At 58.1% G+C, this 25,093-nt stretch carries 21 protein-coding genes and 1 pseudogene; 9 read left to right on the top strand and 13 right to left on the bottom strand.

The genetic code is table 11. From position 1 onward, the window contains the following. Positions 1-127: 127 nt before the first annotated feature. On the bottom strand, positions 128-1,360 hold the full coding sequence (locus GH784_RS05680; protein WP_153793261.1) for a polysaccharide pyruvyl transferase family protein: 1,233 nt from the start codon (positions 1,358-1,360) through the stop codon (positions 128-130). Between the two features lie 270 nt (positions 1,361-1,630). Between GH784_RS05680 and GH784_RS05675 the strand changes: the two genes are divergently transcribed. The 6 genes from GH784_RS05675 (at position 1,631) to GH784_RS05650 (ending at position 8,146) form a co-directional block, all read left to right on the top strand. Continuing rightward, a complete protein-coding gene (locus GH784_RS05675; RefSeq protein WP_019566360.1) occupies positions 1,631-2,830 on the top strand; it encodes a glycosyltransferase family 4 protein in 1,200 nt (399 codons plus the stop codon). A 64-nt stretch (positions 2,831-2,894) separates the two neighbouring features. Beyond that, positions 2,895-4,154 carry an apiosidase-like domain-containing protein gene (locus GH784_RS05670; RefSeq protein ID WP_246670446.1) on the top strand — a complete coding sequence of 420 codons (1,260 nt, stop codon included), beginning with the start codon at positions 2,895-2,897 and terminating at the stop codon, positions 4,152-4,154. A gap of 254 nt (positions 4,155-4,408) precedes the next feature. Further along, a complete protein-coding gene (locus GH784_RS05665; RefSeq protein ID WP_153793260.1) occupies positions 4,409-5,554 on the top strand; it encodes an MraY family glycosyltransferase in 1,146 nt (381 codons plus the stop codon). A gap of 142 nt (positions 5,555-5,696) precedes the next feature. Then, positions 5,697-6,260 (top strand): YdcF family protein, encoded by a 564-nt coding sequence (locus GH784_RS05660; protein WP_246670445.1) that lies wholly within the window; start codon positions 5,697-5,699, stop codon positions 6,258-6,260. Further along, the gene (locus GH784_RS05655) at positions 6,257-7,534 is read left to right on the top strand and encodes a hypothetical protein (RefSeq protein WP_038493569.1); all 1,278 of its coding nucleotides are present in this window, start codon (positions 6,257-6,259) and stop codon (positions 7,532-7,534) included. The genes GH784_RS05660 and GH784_RS05655 overlap by 4 nt, the downstream gene beginning before the upstream one ends. 3 nt (positions 7,535-7,537) lie before the next feature. Then, positions 7,538-8,146 carry an LbetaH domain-containing protein gene (locus GH784_RS05650; RefSeq protein WP_065660126.1) on the top strand — a complete coding sequence of 203 codons (609 nt, stop codon included), beginning with the start codon at positions 7,538-7,540 and terminating at the stop codon, positions 8,144-8,146. On the opposite strand, the gene GH784_RS05645 is transcribed toward GH784_RS05650, so the two are convergent. The 6 genes and pseudogenes from GH784_RS05645 to pdxR all read right to left on the bottom strand — a co-directional run bounded on the left by GH784_RS05645 (position 8,110) and on the right by pdxR (position 15,008). Next, complete coding sequence (locus GH784_RS05645; RefSeq protein ID WP_019566354.1) at positions 8,110-9,285, bottom strand: glycosyltransferase; 1,176 nt, start codon at positions 9,283-9,285, stop codon at positions 8,110-8,112. The genes GH784_RS05650 and GH784_RS05645 overlap by 37 nt on opposite strands. After that, entirely contained in the window at positions 9,282-10,565 is a 1,284-nt protein-coding gene (locus GH784_RS05640; protein WP_153793258.1) for a glycosyltransferase family 4 protein, read from the bottom strand. The genes GH784_RS05645 and GH784_RS05640 overlap by 4 nt, the downstream gene beginning before the upstream one ends. Next, the gene (locus tag GH784_RS05635) at positions 10,562-11,764 is read right to left on the bottom strand and encodes a glycosyltransferase family 4 protein (protein ID WP_194842953.1); all 1,203 of its coding nucleotides are present in this window, start codon (positions 11,762-11,764) and stop codon (positions 10,562-10,564) included. The genes GH784_RS05640 and GH784_RS05635 overlap by 4 nt, the downstream gene beginning before the upstream one ends. Positions 11,765-12,429: 665 nt before the next feature. After that, positions 12,430-13,011, bottom strand: coding sequence for a hypothetical protein (locus tag GH784_RS27270; protein ID WP_210251781.1), 582 nt, complete (start codon positions 13,009-13,011; stop codon positions 12,430-12,432). Positions 13,012-13,219: 208 nt separating this feature from the next. Further along, a pseudogene (locus GH784_RS27365) lies at positions 13,220-13,324 on the bottom strand (hypothetical protein); the annotation flags it as partial. Positions 13,325-13,499: 175 nt separating this feature from the next. Continuing rightward, a complete protein-coding gene (gene pdxR, locus GH784_RS05620) occupies positions 13,500-15,008 on the bottom strand; it encodes a MocR-like pyridoxine biosynthesis transcription factor PdxR (protein WP_153793256.1) in 1,509 nt (502 codons plus the stop codon). 115 nt (positions 15,009-15,123) lie between these two features. Between pdxR and GH784_RS05615 the strand changes: the two genes are divergently transcribed. The 3 genes from GH784_RS05615 (at position 15,124) to GH784_RS05605 (ending at position 17,519) form a co-directional block, all read left to right on the top strand. Then, positions 15,124-16,350 (top strand): benzoate/H(+) symporter BenE family transporter, encoded by a 1,227-nt coding sequence (locus tag GH784_RS05615; RefSeq protein ID WP_153793255.1) that lies wholly within the window; start codon positions 15,124-15,126, stop codon positions 16,348-16,350. 319 nt (positions 16,351-16,669) lie between these two features. After that, positions 16,670-17,146 (top strand): Hsp20 family protein, encoded by a 477-nt coding sequence (locus GH784_RS05610; protein WP_026330951.1) that lies wholly within the window; start codon positions 16,670-16,672, stop codon positions 17,144-17,146. A 73-nt stretch (positions 17,147-17,219) separates the two neighbouring features. After that, a complete protein-coding gene (locus tag GH784_RS05605; protein WP_019566350.1) occupies positions 17,220-17,519 on the top strand; it encodes a DUF982 domain-containing protein in 300 nt (99 codons plus the stop codon). Positions 17,520-17,715: 196 nt separating this feature from the next. Here the strand turns inward: GH784_RS05605 and GH784_RS05600 are convergent, their stop codons facing one another. The 6 genes from GH784_RS05600 to GH784_RS05575 are packed head-to-tail and all read right to left on the bottom strand — an operon-like array spanning position 17,716 to position 25,072. After that, the gene (locus tag GH784_RS05600) at positions 17,716-18,963 is read right to left on the bottom strand and encodes a glucarate dehydratase family protein (protein WP_153793254.1); all 1,248 of its coding nucleotides are present in this window, start codon (positions 18,961-18,963) and stop codon (positions 17,716-17,718) included. Next, on the bottom strand, positions 18,963-19,760 hold the full coding sequence (locus tag GH784_RS05595) for a sugar phosphate isomerase/epimerase family protein (protein WP_153793253.1): 798 nt from the start codon (positions 19,758-19,760) through the stop codon (positions 18,963-18,965). Before GH784_RS05595 ends, GH784_RS05600 begins: the two co-directional genes overlap by 1 nt. Further along, entirely contained in the window at positions 19,757-20,791 is a 1,035-nt protein-coding gene (locus GH784_RS05590; RefSeq protein ID WP_025596067.1) for a hydroxyacid dehydrogenase, read from the bottom strand. The genes GH784_RS05595 and GH784_RS05590 overlap by 4 nt, the downstream gene beginning before the upstream one ends. Beyond that, positions 20,788-21,957: an SGNH/GDSL hydrolase family protein gene (locus tag GH784_RS05585; RefSeq protein ID WP_153793252.1), complete on the bottom strand. Its 1,170-nt coding sequence runs from the start codon at positions 21,955-21,957 to the stop codon at positions 20,788-20,790. Before GH784_RS05585 ends, GH784_RS05590 begins: the two co-directional genes overlap by 4 nt. A gap of 16 nt (positions 21,958-21,973) precedes the next feature. Beyond that, entirely contained in the window at positions 21,974-22,723 is a 750-nt protein-coding gene (locus GH784_RS05580; protein WP_003517575.1) for an SDR family NAD(P)-dependent oxidoreductase, read from the bottom strand. Positions 22,724-22,741: 18 nt separating this feature from the next. Then, the gene (locus tag GH784_RS05575; RefSeq protein ID WP_153793251.1) at positions 22,742-25,072 is read right to left on the bottom strand and encodes an alginate lyase; all 2,331 of its coding nucleotides are present in this window, start codon (positions 25,070-25,072) and stop codon (positions 22,742-22,744) included. Positions 25,073-25,093 lie beyond the last annotated feature (21 nt).

Genomic DNA, 25,093 nt, shown 5'->3' with positions numbered 1-25,093 from the left:
GATCCGTAGGTGTAGGCCGTTTGGAGAATGTTTGTTGAGGGGCATACAGGAGCGTGCGGTCTACTCCCGTCGAGTATTGAAGAGCCTCGGTATTACGCCGAAAGCATTAGGTTGCAGGACTGCGTGTCTAAGGCGTCACGCTCTGCGGCGTTGCGACGGCATCAATTGAGAGAAATTCCCGGCCGAGCAGCGCTTCCTGCTCGGAAAGCTGGCGCTTGAAGCGATCATTGGCGTGGGCAATCCTCTCCCTCACCGCACCGGCTCCAGCGAGTATCTCCTTGACCAGCTCAATGACTTCCTCGACTTCGAACGTGTCGATATGCCGGGCGAATTTCTCCTGGTCGAAATCGTTCATCAAATCACCGAACTTTCTGGCATAACCAATTGATATCGTTGGAATACCTAGTTTTAGAGAGCAGACAACTCCATGATATCTCGACACCACGGCAAGATCGATTGCTGCCATCTGCTGCATGATGTCGCGCAGCGTTGCGGCAGAGCTGATGTCGATCCGCGACAGCTTGTCCTCGGACAGCATTTCCGTCAGCAGGAACATCAAATCCGCGCAGGCGACCCTGTCGGTAACGTCCCCCATCAAAAGGGTGATGCGATGGCCTTCACCGATCAACCAGCTCACGAGACGTGAGAGCTTGTGGATGTAGGTCTTGTAAATCCTGGCGGCCTCGGGATCGTTGTGACGCCAGCCGCGATAGTCCATAACGCCGACGCCTATTCTCATTGAGCCGCCGGCGGGGCTCTGCCGGTGGGGCACAGGAACAGGAAGATCAAAGGCGATATCGGGGTAACGGTGGTCGCGCGACACGTCGACACCGATCATTTTCATATAGTTGAGCGAGAAATCGTCCCGGTAGGATCGATAGGAGGCCATCTGTGCGGCCGAGCGCAGGAACCAGCGGCTGAGACGGCTTTTCATCGGACCGGCGCCGATGCTGACAAAGGCGATCCGCGTGTTGCGAAGGCGTGCGACGAGGCACCAGCAAAACACGACAAAGGGCCAGCCGAACCACTTTTCCTGAAAATCATCAAGGATGCCGGTCCCCGGTATGATCATCAGGTCAGCCTTGTCGAAACTAAAGAGGGAACTGACCAATAGCATGAGCCGTGAAGGCACCTTGCCGAGTAGCTTGTCCAGTTGCCTCATCCAAACATTTGTCAGGGGAGGCCCCCCAACACCCATCGCACGAATATTGAACTTCGCACTTACGACTGTCGGACTTGCACAGATACACAACAGATCGGCATCGGGCCTCATCCTGCGCAGATAAAGGAGCATGGCTTCCAGCGATCCGTCATTGCCCGAATTGCCAGAGCCAAATTGTCCAAGGAGAGTGATCCTCATTTATTTTCCAATCGCAGCCCGGCGCCGACACGCTCGATATGGTATTGATATCCGCTGGATCAGCACGACCCCACACCGACCTTCGGGTTGCGTCTTACGCCAAACGAATAGTCTGGCCGACGCAAACCTCTCAAAGGAAGATACAGCTAAGCCTAAGATGCAACTGACTGTCATCCCGTGGCTTTTTAGAATGTCGCCTTAGCAGCCACTCGAACCGTCCGCCGTCGATCCGTTGCGGCATGGTTGTGGATGCAGGAGCGAGAGTGTCCCATGAAGCTTGCCTATTTTGTCCTTCCTCATATTGGCGGCACCTATTCCGTCTTCAAACATCTTCGCAAAGGCCTCGCAGCCTATGGCATAGACGTGCGATGGCTCGGCGTGTGCAAGGAAACATACGGGCTGCCTCTCGATCTGCAGGGTGAAAAGGCATTCGGGCAACTGCTGCGCATGCCCGTCAATCTCAGTGAACGTGAATGTGCATCGCGAATGGCGGCCGCCATCGAAGAAGGCGAGTTTGACGGGGTGATCGTCAATGTTCTTGGCGATCAGTTGCAGACGAATATCGCGCGCTATCTCCCCGAAGGTATCCTGCGTATTCTCGTCGTTCATAATATCTCACCCGGAACATACGCGGCCGCGCGTTCGGTCCGGGACTATGCCCATGTCACGATTGGCGTATCGGAGCGGTGCCGCGCCGATCTGGTCGCGCGCAACGGCTTTTCGAAGGATCGCACCTACGCAATCCCGAATGCGGTGGATAGCGATGCGTTCCGGAGCCAGGCGGTTCGGCGCGTCAACCGGGGGCCGGAACTCAAAGCTCTCTTCGTCGGCCGCATTGAAGATGCTTCGAAAGGCGTGATGTGGCTGCGGGAAATACTGGATGCCTCGCCTGAGGCAGTGCGCCTGACGATCGTCGGAGATGGGCCGGATATGGGCAAGCTCAGGCGAAGGCTAGACGGCCATGGCGATCGCGTCAGTTACGCAGGATCCGTGCAGCTTTCAGACATACCGGTCATCATGTCCAGTCACGATGTTCTCATCATGCCGTCCCGCTTCGAGGGGCTTGGCATGACGATGATAGAGGCAATGGCCGGCGGCTGCGTCCCGGTCGTGTCTCATATCCGGGGTGTGACGGACACGATTGTCGAGCCGGGCCGAAACGGCTTCCTGTTCCCGATCGGCAATTATACGGCAGCGGCTAATGCGATTGCGCGCTTGCATGCCGATCGCGACCTTCTCGAGCGGATGTCGATCGCGGGAAAGGAAATGGTTCTGAACCGCTTCAGCATCGAACGGATGGCCGCACGATATAACGAAGTCATTACCATGACACTGAACGACCGTCCCGGCCTGTCAACAGTGCTCAGGATGGAGGACTGGTCTATTCCCGCCGGTTTGAGGCCGGGCCTTCGAACCTATCTGCCGTTGCCCTTGAAAAACTGGCTTCGCGTCGTTCGTGAACGGCTCTGAAGCGATGTTCGGCGATCAGCGGCGCCTTGGACATCTGTGCGGCGTCTTCTTTTTTTGGCTTTGCATGTTTTCGGCCTGCAACGCACAGGATCCCGTTTTTCCGCTGCAGACGTCGCAGGACGGGCGCTATCTTGAAGACAGCAAGGGTCTGCCGTTCCTGATTGTCGGCGACAGTGCGTGGTCGCTCATTGGCGATACCTCCATTCCCGATGCGGAATTTTATCTGGAAACCCGAAAGCGGCAGGGCTTCAACACCGTGCTTGTATCGTTGATCGAGCATCAGTTCTCCCGCAAGGCGCCGGCGAACTTCTACGACGAGAAACCTTTCGCAGGCGATGCCTTTGAGCAACCGAACCAAGCCTATTTCGACAGGGCAGAAGCAGTCATAAAGGCAGCCGCCAGTCGCAATTTGCTGGTGCTTCTCTGTCCGGCCTATAGCGGCGCACGCGGCGGCCCCGAGGGATGGTATCAGGAAATGGTCGCGGCCGGGCCAGAAAAGCTTCGGGCTTATGGACGCTATGTCGGGCAGCGTTTTGCGAAGTACCCCAACATCATCTGGGTGCAGGGCGGGGATTACGATCCGCCAGATCGCAATCTGGTCATGGCTGTTGCAATGGGGATCGCTGAAACTGATCCTTCGGCATTGCAGACCGTGCATGGCAATCCCGATACCGTGACGAGCGATTTTTGGCGGGACGCATCCTGGCTCGATATCGATTCAGTTTATACTTACAGCAATGTCGCGGCGGCGGCGCTGGATCGTTACCGATCTGGACCAAGACGCCCTTTTTTCCTCATTGAAGGCGCATATGAAGGCGAGAACGATGTGAAGGAGCGTCAGGTTCGTCTTATTGCCTATGGTGCGCTGCTTTCAGGAGCGAGCGGTCAGCTCTTCGGCAACAATCCGGTCTGGCATTTTTCCGCCGCCGGGCTTTATGAAGCGAAGGACAGCTGGCCGGGTTCGCTGAACAGCCGTGGTGCTCAAAGCATCACCCATCTGGCCTCGCTTTTCAGACAACTGGCATGGTGGAAGCTCGTGCCCGATCAGGGCAGCTTGCTGAAAAGCGATGCGGGCGCATTCGCGGCGCGCGACAGGGAAGGATCTTTCGCCGTGCTCTATCTCGACACTCCTTCCGTTGCGATTGATCTCGACAGTTTGGCGGCAGGCGAGAAAACCCTTCGCTGGTACGATCCCTCGAATGGAATCTACATCGAACCGATCGAGCGTCTTGGCCGCAGCGGCCTTCGCAACGTGACGGTGCCGGCATTGGCGAATGCTTTCGGCTTTCAGGACTGGATTGCCGTTCTCTCCACACAGGAATGATCACTCATAAGATGCCGCTGGCTACCGAGTCGTTCATTTGTGGTCGCTTGCCGTCAAGGTCCCAAACCTAGCTCTTTCGATGGTCGATCCGGTTCGGGGGTAGGCAGGGTAGACGTTAATTTCGACACCCTCTCCCTTTGGTGGATTTCACACGCCTTTTGCCCGCATACCCCTCAGGGCCGGTGTTTTTTAGGATCGTCAGGAGGCGAGTTTCGTCGCAAATGCGCCGCCAAGGTTCAGCGTGGGGATCAGACATGTCGGGGATACTCTTCAATACCATCGCTACTTTCATTCTGTGCGTATCCCTCATCGTCGTTCTCAGGCGCCTGACCATTGTGTTTCAGCTTGTGGATCGCCCCGATTCAATCCGCAAACGCCACACGGGAGCCGTTCCGCTTTGCGGTGGCATCGCAATCTTTGCCGCTTTCGCCGTTTCCGCCTTCGTTGGTGGGTGGAGCGAGGCTCTCGGCATGAACTTCTGGCTCGGACTGGCGGTCATCCTGCTAATGGGCGTCGTCGATGATCGCCGGCCGCTGCCCGCAGCAGGAAGACTTCTCATGCAACTGGCAATGGCTATCGCTCTCGTAGGCGGCGCCGATATCGGCTCTCTCTCCATCGGCGTGCTGTTCACGCAGCATTCGGATCTGTTCCTGCCGCTGTTTTTCGTCATCGGAGTTCTCTTCGTGACCGGGCTGGTGAATTCGTGGAACATGCTCGATGGTGTCGACGGGCTTGCTGGCGGCACTGCGGGTGTCGCGTTGATCTGGCTAATGGTCGTAGCGATCTTCGCAGGTATCGGCGACGTCATCCCGCCGCTCCAGGCACTCTGCGTATGCCTCTGCGCTTTTCTGGTCTTCAACATGCGCGGTCCATGGCGCGCACGGGCGAGCATATTCCTCGGCGATGCGGGCAGTACCGCACTGGGTGCGACGATTGCCTATGTTATCGTCCTGCTGGCGACCACAAGCGCTGCCGTATCCTTTCCGGCATTGCTCTGGATCGTGATCCTGCCGATCACCGATACGCTCAGCCTGATTGTCCGTCGTATCATGAACGGTCGCAGTCCAATGTCGGCCGATCGCTGGCATTTTCATCATCTGCTGCTGGACTATGGTTTCACGCCGGCGGCGGCAACGAACACGTTGGTCGTCATTTCCTTCATTTGCGGCGGCGTCGGTTTTGCCGGGATAAAAGCCGGTATCCCGCCGGAAATAATGGCGGCCGGACTTCTCGTGCCGATTGCCCTCCACACGGCTTTCGTTCTAACCGCGACGGGCTATCTCTCGAAAACCTGGCTTCACAGGGGAAATTTCGATCTCTACCGCGAGGTGGCGCGTCTCCCTGTCTCCGCCAACGCCGCACCGGAGCCAAGAGCCATGCAATCGGCGAGTGATGAGTAATCGCATCATGAAAGCGCCGTGGCCCGGAACGCGAATTCCCTCGACACCGGTTTCGAAAGGACGGCTTTCGCGTTTGCGCATTTCCCAGAACATCAGAAATGCTCCGCCATTGAAACGGAACGCGTTTTTACTGGGCTTGATGATGCTGAGTTCAATCGGGCTCTACGGACTTGCCCTCGTTTCAGCGGGGTCGCTCCTTGTCGTGGAGGACCCGCCTGCGCAGGCCGACGTCATCGTTGTTCTGGGCGGTGACGGTCCACCTCGAGCTGCCCAGTCCGCAAAACTATGGCACGAGGGAAGGGCGCCGCTCGTTTTGGTGACTGGTTATGGGGATTGCGACTTCATCCGCGACATGCTGGTGCGGTTGGGCGTGGATTTCGCAGCCGTCTCAACGGAATGTCTTTCGCTCAGCACTTGGGAGAACGCGACATTCTCACAGCCGATACTGACTGGAATGGGAGCAAAAAGCGCCATTCTGGTCACGAGCTGGTTTCATTCACGGCGCGCAGTAAAGCGCTTCCGGTTTGTGATGCCTCAAATTCAGTGGATTTCCCTTCCTGCGGAACGAACCGTGTCGCTGTGGCGGCTTGCCATCAACGGCGACGGGGTGCAGGTGTTCAAGGAATACGCCAAAGCGCTCCTCTACGACCTCAGAAGCAGTTTCGTGCAGGATTTTCCTCCGGTTCAGGCGAGGCTCGCCTCATGAACACGCTTCTGGTTTTTTGCCTCTTTGGTGGTGTTATCCTGCTCATCTGTTGGGGAATGATGCGTCGGGAGCGAATTTACGAGTTCCCGTTTCTGACGGGCGTCATCACGTTCAGTTTCATCTTGCCCCAGGTTCCCGGACTGGCGTCAGAACGATTCTTGCCGGAAGGCGCGTTTGCAAGAACCGCAATCTTTATGATGCTGTGCCTGTTCATGTGCTGGTGGGGGTGGAGCAGAACGGCAAAACCCTTTGCATTCTTTCGTATCGATTTCGATGAAACACGTCTGCTGATCGTCGCAGCCGTTCTCTCGGTCGCCGGCGCCTACTTCTATTTCAAGCTTAGCCGTTTGCCGGGAGAGTTGACCATTGCGGTGCAGATGACGGGAGTTCCGGTCATGTACATCTTCTTTTCGCGCTTGTTGAGCTATGGTCTGGCCATTGCAGTGCTTTGCCTTGCACGGCGATTTTCCTGGCTGGCGCTGGCTGTCCTTGCGTTCGATCTCGTCTTCTACCTGGATCGCATCGTGATAACGGGAAAGCGCGCCGAAGCGGTGGAACTCATCATGATGTTCGCGCTGGCATGGTGGTTTTACAAGGGATGGGCGATCCCGCGCATCTTCGTGATCGTGGCACTTTTCCTCGGCACACTGTCGATGAACAGCATGGGCGACTACCGCGCCATCACCAAGGCCAACGACGCTCCAGTGTGGGATGACATCAAGAAGATAGATTTCATCGGCAATCTTGAGAGAGTGTTCCGGGACGGCGGCGACGAGATGCGCAACGCGATCATGCGGATCGACAACACCGCAAACACCTTGCAATTCGACTACGGTAAGTTCCACTGGAACAGGCTGGTGTTCAACTTCGTACCCGCGCAACTCGTGGGCGTGGAAGTCAAGCAATCCTTCATGCTGCCGGTGCCGGTCCAATCGCGCGACTACAATCCTGTTCTCGGCACGACCGAGACCGGAATGGCGGACGCGTTCGGATCCTTCTGGTATCTGGGAGCGTTCAAATTTTTCCTGCTCGCCTATCTGGTGCGCCGGATCTGGGTGACCGCAAACACGGGCGAGTTCGCTGCGCAATTCACCTATCTGCTGTCGATCATACCGTCCATGCACGCCATCTCGCATCAAACCGACTGGGTTCTCATGGTCTGGGTGCATATGCTGATGTTTGCTGCTCCGGCGCTGGCATTTGCCGTCATACCCGCGCGCGTGCAGCAGCGTCGATACGCGATACGATCCTTGACGTCTCAAGCCGGAGGATAGGCCATGCGCTCACGATACGACGATCCTGCCTTCCAGCATGCAACGACGCCCCTGCCGCGCTTCGGAGGTCCGACCTTTGCGCTGCATTTGCGGTTGAAACGGCTGGTCTGGATGATCGTCTGGCGGCTTCTTGCCTCCTGGACGCCGCCGCCGATGCGGCGCTGGCGCAATTTTCTCCTGCGTAGTTTCGGCGCGCGCCTGCATGCCACGGCGATGGTGCATTCCAAGGCGATCGTTTGGTGGCCGGGGCACCTCGTCATGGAGCGTCATTCATCTCTCGGACCTGGGGTGATCTGCTACAACGTCGACATGATCACCATCGGCCAATATGCCTCTGTCTCGCAACGTGCCCATCTGTGCACCGGGTCGCATGACGTTCAGGATAGCGCGTTTCCCCTGGTGACGCGGCCGGTGGTGATCGAGGAGGACGCGTGGGTGGCGGCGGAAGCCTTTGTCGGTCCCGGTGTCGTCGTCGGCAAGGGGGCTGTTCTGGGCGCGCGAGCCGTCACCGCGAAGTCATTGGAGCCCTGGACGATCTATGTCGGCAATCCGGCAAGGCCAGTCGGCTCGCGTCGTCAGGAAGCGGCCGCGTCCAACGCGCTCAGCCGATAACCTTCAAGCGTGGCATGGGCGATTGCCGGCCAGGTGAATTTCTCCAGCACGAGTCGACGGCCGTTTTCGCCCATCGTCCTCGCCTTGGCGGGATTGCTGAGCACGCTTGCCAAACCCTTGGCAACTTCTGCCGCGTCAACCGAGACGATAACTCCGGCATCGGCAGCTCCGACTTCGGGAAAGTGACACTGGTCGGTGATAACAACAGGCGTGCCGCAGGCAAGCGCTTCGGTGATTGCCATGCTGAAACCCTCCTGTCGGCTTGGCAGGCAGAAACAGTCGGCATCGACCATGGCTTCGAGCTTCGCTTCGCCGTAGATCGCTCCGACCATAAAGACGCGGTGCCGGATGTTAAGTTTTTTCACCAGGTGCATAAAGTGGCCCTCTGCTCCACCGGGCGGGCCTGCGACGACGAGATCAACGTCGACGTAGGTGTCACAGATAGCCGAAAAGGCCGAGGCAAGGATGTCGATACCCTTTTTGATGTGCAGGCGTGACAGGAACAGAATGTATCGCCTGCCGTGCGCCAGGGCGATTTTCTGCCTGAAATGTCCTCGGGCGGGCAGGGGATCGAATTCCTCGGCAAAAACACCGTTCGGAATGATCAGATTTCGTGCCTGGAGATTCAGTGGCTCGACAGCTGCCATTTCATCGACATTTAACAGGTGCAGGAACGCAGCCTCGTTCAGCATCTTGCGGTAGCACAGCATCAGGGCGATCTTCTTTTTCCACGATCGCTGGCCGAGACTCCAATGGTCCAGCATGCCGGCCGGGCAAATGCAGTAGGGTACGCCAGCGGCGCGGGCGAGCTTGGAAGCATAGAGCAGAAATGGCTCCCACACGCCGTGAATATGCATGAAGGAGGCATCTTTCAGCACGGCTTTCAGCATGCGCCGGCCCCTGAAGCAGAACAATGTCTCCAGCCTCCCGGCCGGCGGCAGGAGATGCCAGTGGATATTCTCGAAATGCGGTATGGTGCGGCCAATTTCCTTGACCTGCGCTTCAATGGCGGCGTCGCCATAGCTGACGATATTCACATCTGCGCCGAGGCCGGCCTGTGCAGCGGCTAGGCGCATGGCAACGGCCTGCAAGCCGCCGTATTTGGGATCAATCGAAGCGATGACGTGGATGATCTTCATTTCTCTTTGTTCCCCAGGTATCGCGTGTTATCGGCCATGCAAAGACCCGCCGACCCTGACAGATTCGGCCCCGACAAGGCGGCAAGAAGCCGCTCGCCATATGACTCCACGGTATGTTCAGCTGCGCGCAGGAGTGCATTGGTGGACATGCTTCGCCTTAGCTCAGGATTGTCGGCAAGCGCACGCACCGCAGTTGCGATAGCTTCCGGATCGCAGACGGGAACGATGAAACCTTCGACACCATCGCGAACGACGCTGCCGGTATTTTCGGTCGTTATAACCGGCAGGCCCGCTGCCAGTGCTTCATAGACGGCAGTCGCGGAGCCTTCGCAGAGCGACGGCAGCAGGAAGACATCCGCCCACCGAAACTCCTCGACGATCTGCGAGCGCGGAACGATCCCTCTCAGCTCGACCCATTGCGAAATCTCCTGCTTGACGTCATCGGGCACACGAACGCGGCCCGCCATCCGGAAGCGGGCGTCGCCCTCCATCAATCTGGCGGCTTCCACAACATAGGGCGATCCCTTGCGCAGCCCGACTTCGCCTACGGTCAGGACCCTGACTGGCCCCGGCATGCGCGCCGGTCTGTCGATGGCAGCGCTGGCATTGACCCCATAGGGAACGACGACACACCGGTCTTCCGGCCCGCCACATGCGACCACGTGCTTGCGGACAAATTCCGACGGGCAGACGATGACATCTGCAAGGCGCCACTCCGCTTTCTCCCGATCGGCGAATAGACGCGCATGCGGATTATCCCGCACAGGGCCGGCCCATTTGGGAAACCGCATCATTTCCTGGTCCAGAAGCGTTTCGACGACATCGCGTGGAGCGATCATTTGCTCGACTGCGGTCCAGAGGCCCTGCTGTTTTGCCGCCCGCATCTGTTCGAGTGCGTCGCCACTGAAGGCGTAGAGCCCAGCTGCGCCATGGAAGCCGCGCCGGGCCACCATTTCGGAGAAAACCGACCCGGCCCAGATCGCGTGAGAGGTTTCCTCCACAACGTCTCTCGTTCGCATGTGGCGCAGCACGGAACGGAGGCCAAAGCTGGAAAACACCGTCGTCAGCGCTGTCGGCACGCCTTTGGGCAGCCGGCCGGCCAGCCGTTTGACAGGTGCGGGATAAAGGGTCGCCGGAAACGAATTGACGATCCGCGGCCAACCTTTCGTGGCGCATATATCAGTGTAAAAATGCGCAAGGCGGCCAGCGGATGCAAATATTCTCGGTACGGCATAATGCATGCGGGCGCCGAGCTGACTGACGACGACTTTATCTTTCATGACGAGATACCTTGAGCGATAGGTGGCCTGGAAGGCTCGACAGTCTGCAGCCCGGCGATCAGCACTGCCCAGGCATCTGCCGCCTTTTCTCGGGAATAGTCGGCACACAGCAGCCGCCGTGCCGCATCCCCCATTGCTGTCGTGGCATCTGGGTCGTCGCAGAGCTTTTCGATGGTGCCGGAGAGCTTTTCGGTCTCTCCGATTTCGACGTTGCTGCCGCATCCCTTGGCTCTGAGAACGCGCGGCACCTCTCCATCAGGGTCGCCGACGAAGATCGTCGGCCTCCCGGCCGCCAGGATTCCATAGAATTTGCTTGGAATGATGCAGTGTTCCAGTTCCGGCAGCAGCGAGACCAGATGCACATCTGCAACGCTCAGGCTTTCAGCAAGTTTCTCCACGGGCTGCAGCGGCTTGAAGATGACGTTCTGAAGACCGAGATTCTGAACTACAGTCTTCACAGCCGCGTGCTGGTGTCCGCCACCAATGAGAAGGAACCGGATATCCTGCCGGTGCTCGAGACGTTTCGCCGCTGCCAGCATAGTGCCGAACTCATGCGCCCGCCCGAAGTTTCCTGAATAGCCAACGACAAACACATTCTGCAGTCCCCACGCCTTCCGCAGGCTGTTATCCTTGGGCAGGACAGGATAGATTTCCTCCCCATCCGACCAGTGATGCAGGACGCTGACGCGATCCTTTGCAAGGCCTTGAGTGAAGAGGAATTCCGCCATCTTGTCAGTGGGGCAGACAACCATGCCGGGGGTTCGCAGAGACCAGTTGCGTGCCTTAGTCAGCCATGGCGCAAGCCACCGTGCACGTTTCCTGAAAAATCCAAGCTCGATTGCGGTCTCCGGAAAAAGATCCATGATCCAGTTCACCATGAGTGCGCCCTTGAGGCGGATCGCGATACTGCTCATGACGGAGAGAAGCGGAGGATCGGTGCAGACAACGACCGTGTCCGTCGCCCGAACGTTGCGCAGAAGCCAGGCGAATGCCAGCGCCTGAAAAAGAAGATAATCAACGCTACGGCGCATGAGGCTGTGCCGGCCGAAGCGGCCGCTTGCGAGCCGTCGGATATGTACACCCCGAACCGTTTCGGTTGCGGGCAACACGCTTCCGGGATGATTATGAATTTCGCGACTTGCAACGACAGTCACATTCATTCCGCGCTGCGCCATTGAAAAGGCGAGCGATGATATCATACGGCTTGTTGCCGACTGGTCGGGGAAACCGTACCTGTTCAGGAAGATCGTCCTCACGCTTTTTTCTCCCACGAAATGTCCGGTCTGAAGGAGCATTCTTGGCGAGGTGAAAACAGGCGGCAAGCTGGTCGTAAGGACTAGTGGGCTCACGATACGGAGTGGCCAATACTCCGAAGTTGGCGCTGCACTATCCTTTTGGTAGCTGAAACGCAGATGACGCCCTTATGGGTTAGCGACTCCATAAAAGTGGCCGAGCCAATAAATGGCAGGGCGGTCGAAGGGGATCGGACACGGGCCGTGAGAAACACCTGGAGTCTACTTAGGTCAGCTTGTTGAAGAAGTAGCCAATTTTCTAGTGCCAATCGAAAGCAGTGTCCTGATCACACCGCTACAACCGTCATTGACTTACTTTCGTTCAGCCGACGTGGGCTCGATCAGGGACACTCGCTGTCGCGGACATAGCGTGCCTTGAGCCAGCCGTGGATCGTCCGGTCACCGTCGTAGTGGGTGACTGGACACCAACGGCTACCCTACGCAACGGATGAGCCAGCCCACAACAGGAGCGCAACGGAAAATAGGCAAAGTCTCAATGCTGTGTGGCTCATGACAGTCCTCTCGACTGCATCTCTAAAGCCACATCAAGCAAACAGGCGGTCTGCTTTCACTCACTCACCATCGGGCGTCATTGCCATGACATCGATGAAGCGTCCTTTGCCGTCAAATCGGCATTGGAACTTCTTGATGCCTTCGTTACCCTTGTCCACCGTACCGTCGATAGTCGTTCCCGATCCGGTCTTTTTGGGTTTCGTGGTTTTGATGTAACTGGGCTTGGTGCCGTACATTCCCGACACTTCGCCCCGACAATACGCCGGACGATTGCCCGGCGTAATTACTGCACCGGTGCCCATTGGCATCGCAGATGGCTTATTAACGGGTGCGGCGGCGGAGCCGCTCCTCACTGTGCAGATACCATTTCCCCCGCCCTTCTTCTCATAGGAAATTGAAGGGTTGCCGTCAGGATTGATGCTGATGGACAGCGTTACGCCGCCTTGTGTCGCTTCATAGAAGTTTTCATTGACGACTTTGAGTTTTGTTTCCTTGCCATTCAAGTAAACCGGACCACCGGCATCGGCGTGGACATCGATATTGCCCGGACATGTGGCATTCAGGAAGGGCACCGCCGCAATAGCTTGCCCTGCCGTGAAGATTGCAGAAATCGCCAAAACTATGCGAAAGCCTATCATCATTGTGCTTCTCCCAACGAGCCAAGTTGAGGGTGGCACGATGGCGTTTGAAGTCAAGTTGCGCATGAGTATTTATCTGTCCCAACTCGCGAAGCTGCCAACGCAGACAGAATCCCTCAGGTTTACATCAATCTCGGTAATTCCACGGCAGGAGTGCACCAATCTGCCTCTGATGATGACCATTGACGATGGCAGTCAGCGTCGCGGTCAGCCAGCCCTCGACATATTTGTTGGTGAGCACCGATCCCTCGGCATCGAGCACGGCCTGCCTCATGAACTTCTCCGAGGGGATCAGTTCGATGGGTTTGCGCCTTCGTTTTCAGCGTTCTGGAATGCGTGCGGTGCGGCTGATATTACCATTTCCGATCTCCTTAAAAGTCTTGATAGGTGGGTCGCCGGGCGACCCTCCCACGGCAGTGTTTCACAAATAATGCTCATGGGTGCAGTTGCAGTTTGCCTCCGCTTGCTGCGAGTAGGGCAGACCGCTCGGTTCAGGACGGAAACGATTTCTTTGATATTGATACTACCCGGAGTGCATTCGATAGCTTCTTGACCGCAGCCTCGATCTCGGCCGGCGTATAGGCGGCAAACCCCATAAGGAAACCGCTGCTGGCTTCGCCTGAGGCGTGCAACGCCGACAATCCGAGAAGTTCGACACCGACGCGTCGCGCCGCATCGATGGCGGCGCGCTCGGACATATTGTCGATCAGCAGGCAGGGCATTTGCAGCCCGCCGATCGGTACGTGCGGTTCGACAAAATCCGACAGGTGCTTTTTGACCAGCCCCGCAAGCACGTCGAGTCGATTGGCGTATATACCGCGCATGGTGCGAACATATGCGCCGAAATGCCCGCCCTCAATGAACCGCGCCAGTGTCAGTTGCGCCATGGGGGCCGTGTGGCCGTCCAGAAGTGTGCGTGCCACGGTCATTGGCTTCACCAGTTGCGGCGGCAATACGACATAGCCGATCCGCAAGCCCGGAAAGAGTGATTTGGTGAACGTGCCAATATAGATAGTGCGGTCGTGCGGATCTAGGCCCTGCACGCAGGCAGTCGGTTTGCCGGCATAGTGAAACTCGCTGTCGTAGTCGTCTTCGATGATCCATGCCCGATGTCGGGCGGCCCATTCGATCAGGGCGAGCCGACGATCCAGCGACAGCGTCGCGCCGGTGGGGAACTGATGCGAAGGCGTCAGGAAGATGGCTCTGGCCTTGCGCGGTTCGGCCATTATCTTTTCTACAACGAGGCCCTGTCGATCTACTCTGATGGGAACGCACTCCAATCCCGCTGCATCGAAAGCTTTGCGCGCGCCATAGTAAGCCGGGTCTTCGATGAATATCCTATCACCAGGATCAAGCAGCATATTGGCGCAGAGTGACATGGCCTGCTGCGAACTGGTTAGCACCAGTATGCGGTCGGCGGTGGCACGAGCTCCGCGCTCAAGGTTCACGTAGTCGGCGATAGCGCGGCGCAGCGGTTCGGTACCCTGCGGATCGCCGTGATGCAGAACCTGCGTGCCAACCTCCTTGCGTACCTGCCGTTCCAGTCTCTCCCAGAGCGGGAGCGGAAAGGTGCGAATTTCCGGCACACCGTGCGCAAAGGGGCGCGGGATCAGCATCTCGCGGACCCCACCGCCTCGGAACATGCCGTTGCCGCGCTTGCTAAGGTTCGGGGCTTGGCTGCGCGCGAGCGCGTCCCTCTGGGAAACCCGATGGCCGGGTGTGAACTCCGTGATTTGGGCCACGAAACTGCCGCTACCGACCCGGCGATCGATGAAACCCTCGGCGTGAAGCTGCGCGTAAGCCGCTTCGATCGTGTCGCGTGACACCCCCAGCGATTTTGCGAGCGCACGCGAAGCTGGCAGCGGTCTGCCTGGCCCAAGCGCACCATTGATGATCAACTGCCGGATGGCCCGCTGAATCCGTGCGTAAAGCGGCATCGCCGCATTTGCGGGATGGGAAAGCAATGCCTTCACGGATTCGAGTTGGGAGTGCTTGAACAAATGGTCTGAGCCTCGTTGGAAAAGTGGAAGGGCACGTCAGGCCATTGGAAGGCTAGTTGTCAAGGCAATTCATTGCCTTCGCGGTCCCAAACCCTTCAGGAGTTTCGTTACGACCATGCTCTCCAGTTCATCAGCCATCCGTCTCAACGATCTAACCCATCCCGTCGTGGCAGGGTTGATCTCGGTTATCGTCAACTATGGCGGCACCTTCATTCTTGTCTTTCAGGCCGCAAAGGTTGCGAACCTTAGCGCGGAATTGGCGGCATCCTGGGTCTGGTCGGTTTCAATAGGCGTCGGGCTGACGGGACTATTCCTTAGCTGGAGATTTCGCGAACCGATAATCACCGCTTGGTCCACGCCAGCGGCGGCGTTTCTTGTCACCGCATTGGCAACAACGCCCTATGCGGAGGCGGTGGGCGCTTACATGATCTCGGCCGCCGCCTTCGTCGGGCTTGGGCTATCGGGCTATTTCGAGAAGGTGATCCGGCTGATCCCGCCGGGCATAGCCTCTGGCCTGCTTGCGGGCATTTTGCTGCAATTCGGTATCGGTGCATTTGCCGGTGCAAACGTTGATCCGTTTCTGGTTGGAATGCTGATAGTTGCCTATGTCGTGTTGAAGCGCTTCTCCGCGCGCTATGCCGTGGTTGGCCTCCTCGCTCTTGGGATGGTCTTCCTGCTGACGCAGGACCGGGTCGATCTTTCAGGATTGAAACTGGAGTTCGCTGCACCCGTCTTCACTATGCCGGCCTTTTCGCTGAATGCGCTTCTGTCCGTCGCCTTGCCCCTGTTCCTTATTACGCTAACCGGCCAATACATGCCGGGAATGCTGGTGTTGCGGAATGACGGCTTCAAGACGAGTGCTAATCCTATTGTCACCGTGACGGGCCTCGGCTCCCTCCTCATGGCGCCGTTCGGCTCCCATGCCTTCAACCTAGCGGCCATCACGGCGGCAATTGCCACCGGCAGGGAAGCGCATGAAGACCCACGCAAACGCTGGATTGCGGGTATCGCGGCGGGCAGCTTCTACGTGCTGGTCGGGGTGTTTGGCGTCACACTTGCCGCCGTCTTCATGGCCTTCCCGACGACATTCATCACGACGCTCGCCGGTCTGGCGCTGCTCGGCACCATTGGCGGCAGCCTCGCCGGAGCAATGGCCGATCCGACATCGCGTGAAGCGGCGCTCATCACCTTCCTGGCGTCCGCCGCTAATATTACGCTGCTTGGGATCGGCGGCGCATTCTGGGGTCTGGTGATCGGTCTCGGCGCCCACCTGGTCCTGAATGGGCGGCTACCGCGCCGTCGCCGCGCTGACTTGACCGTGAGCGAGGCAACGGCGAAGTGACGGCCCAAGTTACCTCTATGACCACATCAGTCATCCCCATCCGAAGGTGGGTAGCGCATGGGCATGTCGGCAACAGCGCCGCTGTCCTATCCGCTCACGACCCATAGAATTATTGGCGTGGCTGAAAGAGTTTGGTCGGGTCTTACACGAGCCACATTTAGTAGAAGCGCGAAAGCAAAATTCGTTCGCTTCGCCTCTTGATTTTGAAAACACGAAAAACCAAATCGTCAGCCGCCAGTCGCTGATGACAGGACTGGCCGTGCTGGAAGCGCCGCTTTTGGCGCTTTGGTACCCATGTTGCTTCAAGGAGGATATGGTTATGGCAACATCTTACGACTATGCACCGTTGTACCGATCGAGCATCGGATTCGACCGGGTCTTCAATCTTCTCGAAAACGCCCAGCGCACCCGCTCGATCAGTGACTGGCCGCCCTATGACATTATCAGGACGGCCGAAGACAGCTATCAGATTTCTATTGCGGTGGCTGGTTTTACACGGGACGAGATCGACATCACTTTCCAGTCCAATCTCCTGACCGTGACAGGCAAGAGACAGGAGACACCCGCGGAGGGCTACCTGCACCGCGGCATTGCGGCCCGTCCGTTCGAGCATCGGTTCGAGCTCGCCGATCATGTCAGAGTGAGCGGCGCCGAACTGAAAAACGGTCTCCTTTCGATCGATCTCGTCCGCGAAATCCCGGAGGCCCTGAAGCCCCGGAAAATCGACATCCAGACCGATGCGGTTTTGGTGCCGACAGTTGCCCCGGGCCAGATCGAAGCACAGAAGGCGGCTTGATTTACATTGTTGGATGAACAGGGGCGCCGTCGCGATGGCGCCCACGAATATCCGGGATGGGAAGGAGAAAGCAATGAAACCCGATATGTTCAGACAGCCTGTTTTCATTCTCGTCGGTCTCGGCTTTCCAGCGGAGGTTCGAAACGTGCTGGAGGCATACCGACATCTTTCCGAGTGGCCCGCAACAAACCGAGATAGCGCACATTCCATTGCGCTTAAGGCATGCGCTGCCGCGTTGCGCGGCGAGATTGAAGCGGAGACCGCCCGCGGTTTGTTCGTGGCCTTTGCCGAAAGACACGATCTACTTGCACCGGAAGATGGTGTCATCGCCGCGTCTCGTCTTTTGCGCGACAGAGATCCGCATGTGAATTGAGATAGACACGGTTATAAATGTGTAGCGGCTAGTTGTCCGTTATGCGGGGGCGGTATCGTGCACGGGCTCTAGAATGCCGAGCGAGCTGATTTGCCGCCCCTGCGAAAGCGATTACCGCGAAGACTGTCACGATCTGGGTAAGGAGGACAGGTGTGCTGCCTCGAGGTTGACGAGGGTGTAACATGGCATCTTCTCGTCACCAGCGTGGCACACGTCTTTCATAGTCTGGGTCGAAGAGCTTCATATAGGCTGTATCATCGCGTTCTTTCATCGAGGTCTGTTCGTAAAGTGCCGCAAGTTCGGTGAGTTTTTGCCGATCGAGCGTCACGCCAAGTCCCGGCCCATTGGGGACATCGAGGCGGCCGCCACGGAACGTGAACGGCGTGCCCTCGATCACGTCGACACCGGTCCATGGGTAATGCGTGTCGCAATCGAAGCTCAGGTTCGGCGTTGCGGCGGCAGCATGGACCATTGCCGCCAGTGTGATGCCGAGATGCGAGTTGGAATGCATGGAGACACCAAGACCCAGTGTCTCGCAAATCTTCCCGAGATGGGTCGAGGCGCGCAATCCACCCCAATAATGGTGATCTGACAGCACAATCTGCACCGCATTTTTGCGGAAGGCCGCGGCGATCTGGTCGAATTCAAGGACGATCATGTTCGTGGCGAGCGGGATCGACGTAGCGGCTGCGACTTGTGCCATCTGATCCACACCGATGACCGGATCCTCGAGATATTCAAGGATATTCTCAAGCTTGCGTGCGATGTAGATGGCCGTGTCCACAGTCCAGCCGCCATTGGGGTCGATCCGCAGCGGATGATCGGGAAAAGCTTCCCGAAGCTTCAGCATGGTCTCGATCTCGAGATCCGGATGCAGCACGCCACCCTTGAGCTTCAGCGACTGGAAACCGTATGTGTCGACCATCCAGCGGGCTTCGCCAACCATCTGATCAGGCGTAAGAACCTCTCCCCATTCATCCGGGGCTTCACCTATATGGGCTGCGAATTTGAAAAACAGGTAGGCGCTAAACGGAACGCTGGTACGAATGGCGCCACCAAGCAGGTCCGAGACCGGCCGCCCGAGAAGCTTGCCCTGAATGTCGAGGCAGGGGACCTCAAAGGCTGAGGCAACCACGTCCGTCAACTTGTGATCGGCCACCGCCGATTTGGCATTGATGCCGCCACTGCCGGGCAATGCGGTGATGACGCGAGATTTCAGCTCGTGAAGATGAAACGGGTCGAGCCCGATCAGGGCAGGGGCCGCCCGTCGCAACCCATCCAGCGCCTTGATACTTCCGTAACTTTCACCAAGGCCGACCGTACCGTCGTCACATATGACCTCGATGACGGTGCGCAACGCATGCGGCTGATGCACGCCTTTACAGTTCAGTAGCGGTCTGTCGGGAATGGCGACCGGTGTGAGGTGAATTTCGGCTATGCGCATTAAAAAGCTCCTTGTCGCCACCAGCTGCGCGCAGCCCTTAGCGCATCGTCCAGCGGGGACAGTTCGGGATGCCAGTGGCGTTCCCATTCCAGACTGAGAGGGATATGTCGTTCATCCGACTGAAGAAGCGAAAGCAGTTCCGCCATGGGGAAATCGCCATGGCCGGGCAATACGTAGCGTCGTCGGCCATCGCTGTCCGTGGTGCTGTCCTTGACGTGCAGATGGACGACATTTTGTGCGATGTGTTGCCAAAGGATTTTGAGATCGCTGCCTTTGGCCCAGGTGTGGTGAGTGTCCCACAAGAGCTTCGATGCTGGCACGCACGCGATGAAGGCGAGAAGCTGCTCGAAATCAGCCAGCGCGTCGTGTGTTTCGATCATGAGGTCGACATTCAGACCGCGTGATAGTCGCAGCGATTGCCAGTTGTCCAACAGGCCCGCTGCCTGCGTCATCTCATCCTGTCCCAACTGTTTGCCACCGTCGAAGATGCGCAGATAGGAAATGTTTGCGGCTTCCGCCCAGTCTATAAAGGGCTCGACGGCGGAAAGATCGGTGCTGCCGAACAGGCGAATGGATGTGTTTAGGGCGGCAACCTCGAGATCACTTTCGGCCAGAAAGGCTGCAAATCTGGAAGGAGTAGCAAATTCGGCAGTGAGTGCCGGGATGAGGTCGACCGTACCGGAGAGCGTGCGCAACTCCACATGCACGATGCCATGCCTCTGTGCCAGATCGGCCGCTTCGTGCAGGCTAAGTTCGGAACAGCCAAGCGTTGAAAAACAATAATCGAAAGCGCTCATGCCATACGCTCCATATCCTGTTTATGGACCGGGTGAAGCGCGGCTTGCCCCGCGACGAAACGTTCGATCTCGGTAATGGCGAGATCGGACAGCGCCCGCAATTCATTTCCCAGCGCCCCGGCAATGTGGGGGGTGAGCACGACATTGGGCAAATCGTAGAATGGGCTATCCGTCGGCAAGGGTTCCGGCTCCGGTGTATCGATCAGGATACGCAGCCGCCCGGAAAGTGCCTCGGCCAGCAATGCGTCGTGATCGACCAGCCAGCCCCGTGCGGTGTTGATGAAGATCGCATGATCCGCCAGCAGCGCCAGTTCGCGGGCACCAATCATGTGGCGGGTTTCAGGCAGGATCGGCGCGTGCAGGGAGACCACATCGCACCAGGCGAGAAGCTCGTCGAGCTCCATTTTCGTAGCACCAATTGCGGCCGCGTCTTCCACCGAAAGAAAAGGGTCGTAGGCGGCGATCTCGAATTTTCCGCGCGTGAGCATCTCCATGACAAGCCGACCAATCCGTGACGCGCCGACGATGCCGACTTTGCGGGAATGATTGCCGAGATAGGGCAGGCTCATGCCACGTCTGCTGCCAAAACCGCCGGTGCCGCGCTCTACCCGATGCTCGTCTCTCAGACGAAACACATCCTTGCCGCACATGATGATTGCCGCATAGGTAAACTCGGCAACCGGCACGGCCATGGCCGATGCCGCCGTGGTGATAAGAATATCGGATGTTTCCCAGAATTCGGCGGGGGCAACAGCGCGCACCGAGGACGCGGCATAAGCGACCATCCTGAGCTTTGGCGCACGGGCGAGGCGCTCGCGTGTCAGGGATGGCGTGCCCCAGGCGGCGAGCAAAATGTCCGCCTCGGCCAACGCTTCTGCTCCCGCTTCCGTGTCGAAATCCGTGTAGGGGAAACCCGGTATGATGTCGGTTACGGCATTCATACGTGCCCATTCGCGCGAACCAAAGAAACCTTCGGGAAGCTCGTTCCGCATGGCGATCAACAGCCGTGGTTTGTCTTGAGATGGTCTCATCGGCGTACCGGACTTGAAACAGGTCGAACCTCGATGCGGTTGACGTCGATTTCGATCGGTTGAGAACCGGGCCGCAGGATCACATCGAGAAAAACTTCGGGAGGGGCTTCACCTGGCCTGAGTTTCAGGGGAGGAGTTCTGAGCGCCCCTGTCCATTGGGTGGCAGGGAAAGGAAAAAATGTGCCGTCTTCGGCAGGGAAAGGCGCAAGTGCTACCGCCTCCTGTCCTTCGGCTGCAGCATCTTTCAGACGCAGCGATATTCCGAGTACGTCGCTATGCGCCGGCACATCAACATCGCATATGGCCTCCACCCATAAGCCTGTGCCCGGATGGACAAGCCGCCCGCCGAGACGGTGGCTTTGTTCACCTGTTTCCGTGAATGTCAGGGCTGAAAAATCAGATGCCAGATTGCCTGCTGGATTGTTCACCGGGTCAAAACGATCGTCTGTCGCCAGGATACGGGCCGGCGCGCGCGGCACGATCGCCTCCAGATAGGTGGCAAGCAGCTTTCCTACGGCAAAAGCGCCTGTCACCGCAAAATGGGTGCCGTCGTCGGAATAGCCGGGGTGAGGCTCGCCGAATTCACTTTCGGGATCGACCCATGCCGAGTTCCAGTCGAAGACATGGCAATTGGCATTATCTGCGGCAAATTCGATGCTCTGCCGGTTGATCCAGTGCGCTTTTGCCCGCTCTGCACCGCCTGCCGGCCATTTCCCGGTGCCACGGGCGAGGATCGGGAGCAGGATGACGGTTTTGCCTGCGTCGAGCAGAGCCGAAACGATCCGCGCCCGTGTATCGGCAATCGTCTGGCGTGTTTCCACCATCATGTCGTTGGTGCCGGCATCGACGATGACCAGATCGAAATCCGATTGCAGCAGTCGCGGTAGCCGCCGTTCGATCTCGATTGCCTTCTGGCCGGAAACTCCGAAATTGAGGCCGGAAAAGAACCGGCTGACGCCCGGTCGATTGCTCGGTTCCCAGCCTGTTGGTGCTGATGGATCATGGTGGACAGGGCAGCAAAGCCTGCCATGCGACAATACCTCGGCCCAACTCATCCAGCCGCGGGCCGATGTGGCCAGCGAGGACGCGTCGCCAATATGGTTCTGTTGGACGAGCGAAGTGCCGAGAACGGCAATCCGGCTCGCCCTTGGTAACGATACGGACATGGTTTTTTACCGGATATCAGGAGAACAGGACGCCGCCATTGATGTCGTAGCAGGCGCCGGTGATATAAGCGGCATCGTCGGACGCAAGAAACGCCACCAGACCGGCAACGTCTTCGCTTGAGCCTTCGCGCTTCAGCGATGTGGCGCCTGCTACCCTTTCACGCACTTCGGGTTTGGTGAAGGTGTCGTGGAAGGTGGTGGAGATCATGCCGGGGCAGACGGCATTGACGCGAATATTCGGGCCAACTTCCTTGGCAAGTCCTCGGGTAAAGGTCATCACGGCACCCTTGGAAGTGGCATAGGCGAGCGCGCCCGGCCCACCGCCGTCACGGCCCGCCTGCGACGAGAAGGTTACGATCGCGCCGCCCTTTGCCATTTTGGGCAGTGCGGCCTTGGCTGTCAGGAACAGCGACGTCAGGTTGACGTCGAGGACCTGATGCCAGAAGGCTTCGTCCATGTCAGCGATTGTCTTGCGGGCGATAAGCCCACCCGCAACATGGACGAGGCCATGGATCTCACCGAATTTGTCTGCGGCAGCAGAAATGGCAGCCTCTACTTCGCTTGCGTTTGTCAGGTCTGCCTTGATCGCCAGAGCCGAACGGCCAAGCTTTTCGATTTCGGCAACAGCCGTGGCCGCACCTTCAGCGGCTCCATTGTAGGTGAGGACGACATTGGCGCCTTCCTGCGCAAAACGAATGGCGCATGCCCGGCCGATATCCCGGCCGGCGCCGGCTACAACAACGGTCATGTTGGTAAAACGCTGCATTTGAAGAACCTCGTATGGTTAGAATTGCTTGGGAAGGGAGAGCTTGAAACGCTGGTCGTCGACGTCGCTGAAATAGATGTCGGTCGAAAAACCCTGATCGTCTATGAAGCTGAAGATGCGCTTCGGCTCCTTTAAACTGTAAGGCACCAGAAGGGTGACCAGCCGATGCCGAGTTGCTGCCGGAACCGTGGCGCAGACGTGATGGTGGATATCAAGACCCTCGAACTCCTTGGGATCAATGTCGGGAAAACCTTCGACGGCCGCGATCTGCGGTGTGCCGGCTGACGAGAAGACAAACTGGCCGTAAAAGCCCGCCTTTTGGCCATTGTAGCGAAAGCTCGACTTGCCGGTCTGCGGTGCCCCTGTGGTATGGCAAAGCCATTGCAGTTCCTGGGGCTCGGAGCACTCCACCTCATCGACAATCACGAAATAGCTGTCGTTGACGAAGTGCATTTCGCGCTGCGCTTTCATAACCAGCGGGTTCGCGACCTGATAGGCAGACGTCGCATCTCCAAGGATCCGGATATGTCCCGGATTTTCCTCAACCGATACGATACGGCCGGCGGCACGACGCGCGAGTGCCTTGTCCTTTTCCGCATATTGTCCCTTGCCGCCGATCAGGACGGCGTTCTTCGACCGTGTCTGACGGCGCCAGTTCAGATGCATCTGCGAGTTGAACGCCACGTAATAGCCGGACTGGATCGCCAGATCCTCACCGTAGGCATAGAGGACAAAGGCATTCTGGTCGCCATGGCTGTGGCTTAGCGAACCGTAGGGACTGGATTTGAAGACGAATTGCAGATGCCGTTCCGGGTCTTCCATATGTTGCTGGATGGTCGCCCAACCGATATCATCGAAAACAGCGAGTGCCGGCAAGTCTGCAGGCGAGACTGCTTCCACCTGCTGATAGTCGTGACGATAGACGAGATCATCGAAGTTCAGGTCCCACCAGCCGTAATTGTAGAAGGCCATTTCTGTGCCCGTCGCATCGGCCTTGATGTGATCGAAATACCATTGGTAATGGCCGTTGCCGGTAACGCCGGCAAATTGCCGAACATTGTAACCCAGTTTCAGGCCGGGAAGATCGCCAAGCGTGGAGTCGTCGCCAAAATTGGCGCGACGGGTTCCCGGCGCCTTGGTATAAAGCGGGAAGCGCCCCGTATTCTGGAAAAATGGCCGCTGATAAAGATCGTAACCGATATAGGAGCGGACCAGATTGGCGGCCTCTATGAGATAAGCCATGCCGGTCATCCAGTAATGTGGCCCTTCCGCCCAGCCACCGTCAGTTCCAGCCCAGGGAGAATAGAGGGTGGCGAGGAATTCAACGGTATAATCGAGCCATTCGCCCGCCTCATCGCTTTCGCCCTGAAGTGCGATACAGGCCGGCGTCAATACTGCCGAAAGCGAACGTACGGCATGGCTGTCATAGGGAAACACGTGGATGCGGGCATGGGCAATAACATGGTCGGCGACCTCCCGCGTTCGTTCAAGAAGAACCGAGCGGACGGTCTCGCGCTCGTCTTCGCTCAGATAATCGCATAGCCAGTCATAGCCCCAGGCGAGTGCCACGACGACACGGAACCCCGCCTCGTCATTATAGGCCCGGGAGGTCGCGCCTTTCGGATCCCAGCCAGCGACTGCCAGCAGCCACTTGCGCGACGCATCGAGTAGTTCGTCGCGTCCGAGCACCCGACCGGCAATAGCCAGGTGCCGGATCGCATAGATCACTTCCTGGCAGTCGATATACATCTGTCGCCAGAGTCCTGCGACGCGCATATTGTTGGGATAAGGCTGAGGTTCCTGTATGACCGGCCGCTCAAGCCAGGGTTTTACCGATTTCTCGTAGAACTCGGACCAGCTGCAATGATTGGGGTCCTTTGCCACCGCCTCCGAGAAGCAGCGCAACTTTTCCGGATTGAGCCAGAGCCGTGGATGGCTGGCATGCGCGGCTGCATGACGCGCCTTCCTGCCGGGTAGCGGCGTTTTCGGCAGCGAAGCGCCGATCTCGAAGCTGCGCACGGTACTCCAGTTGGAATTCGGCGTCGCGGACGTCTGGCCCCACAACGCGTAACACCAGTGATAGCGGCCTTCCGGAAGGGCTTCGTCCGGCGTGAAGAAATTCCACGCGAGATCCTCAAAGACGAGCGTCTTTTTGTCTGCAAAACCGGGATCGGACGAAATCCGCAATACGTAGCGCGCACCGTCGTCGATGTCGGGCAGCCATGAAAAGCGCGGAGGGTTCTCCGTCGGCGGTACTTCTTCGCTCGGCTCGTAGCCAATGGTCAATGAACCCGGCCGGGGTTCATCGAGAAGTGTCTGTCGGGAGATGGCCGGGGCAGAGGGACACATTGCGCTCTAACTCCTATGAAA

It is taken from the genome of Agrobacterium tumefaciens (assembly GCF_009649785.1).
Classification (GTDB): Bacteria; Pseudomonadota; Alphaproteobacteria; order Rhizobiales; family Rhizobiaceae; genus Agrobacterium; species Agrobacterium tumefaciens.
Note: the sequence above shows the minus strand (reverse complement) of the source record. Positions and strands in the feature narration are given on the sequence as shown.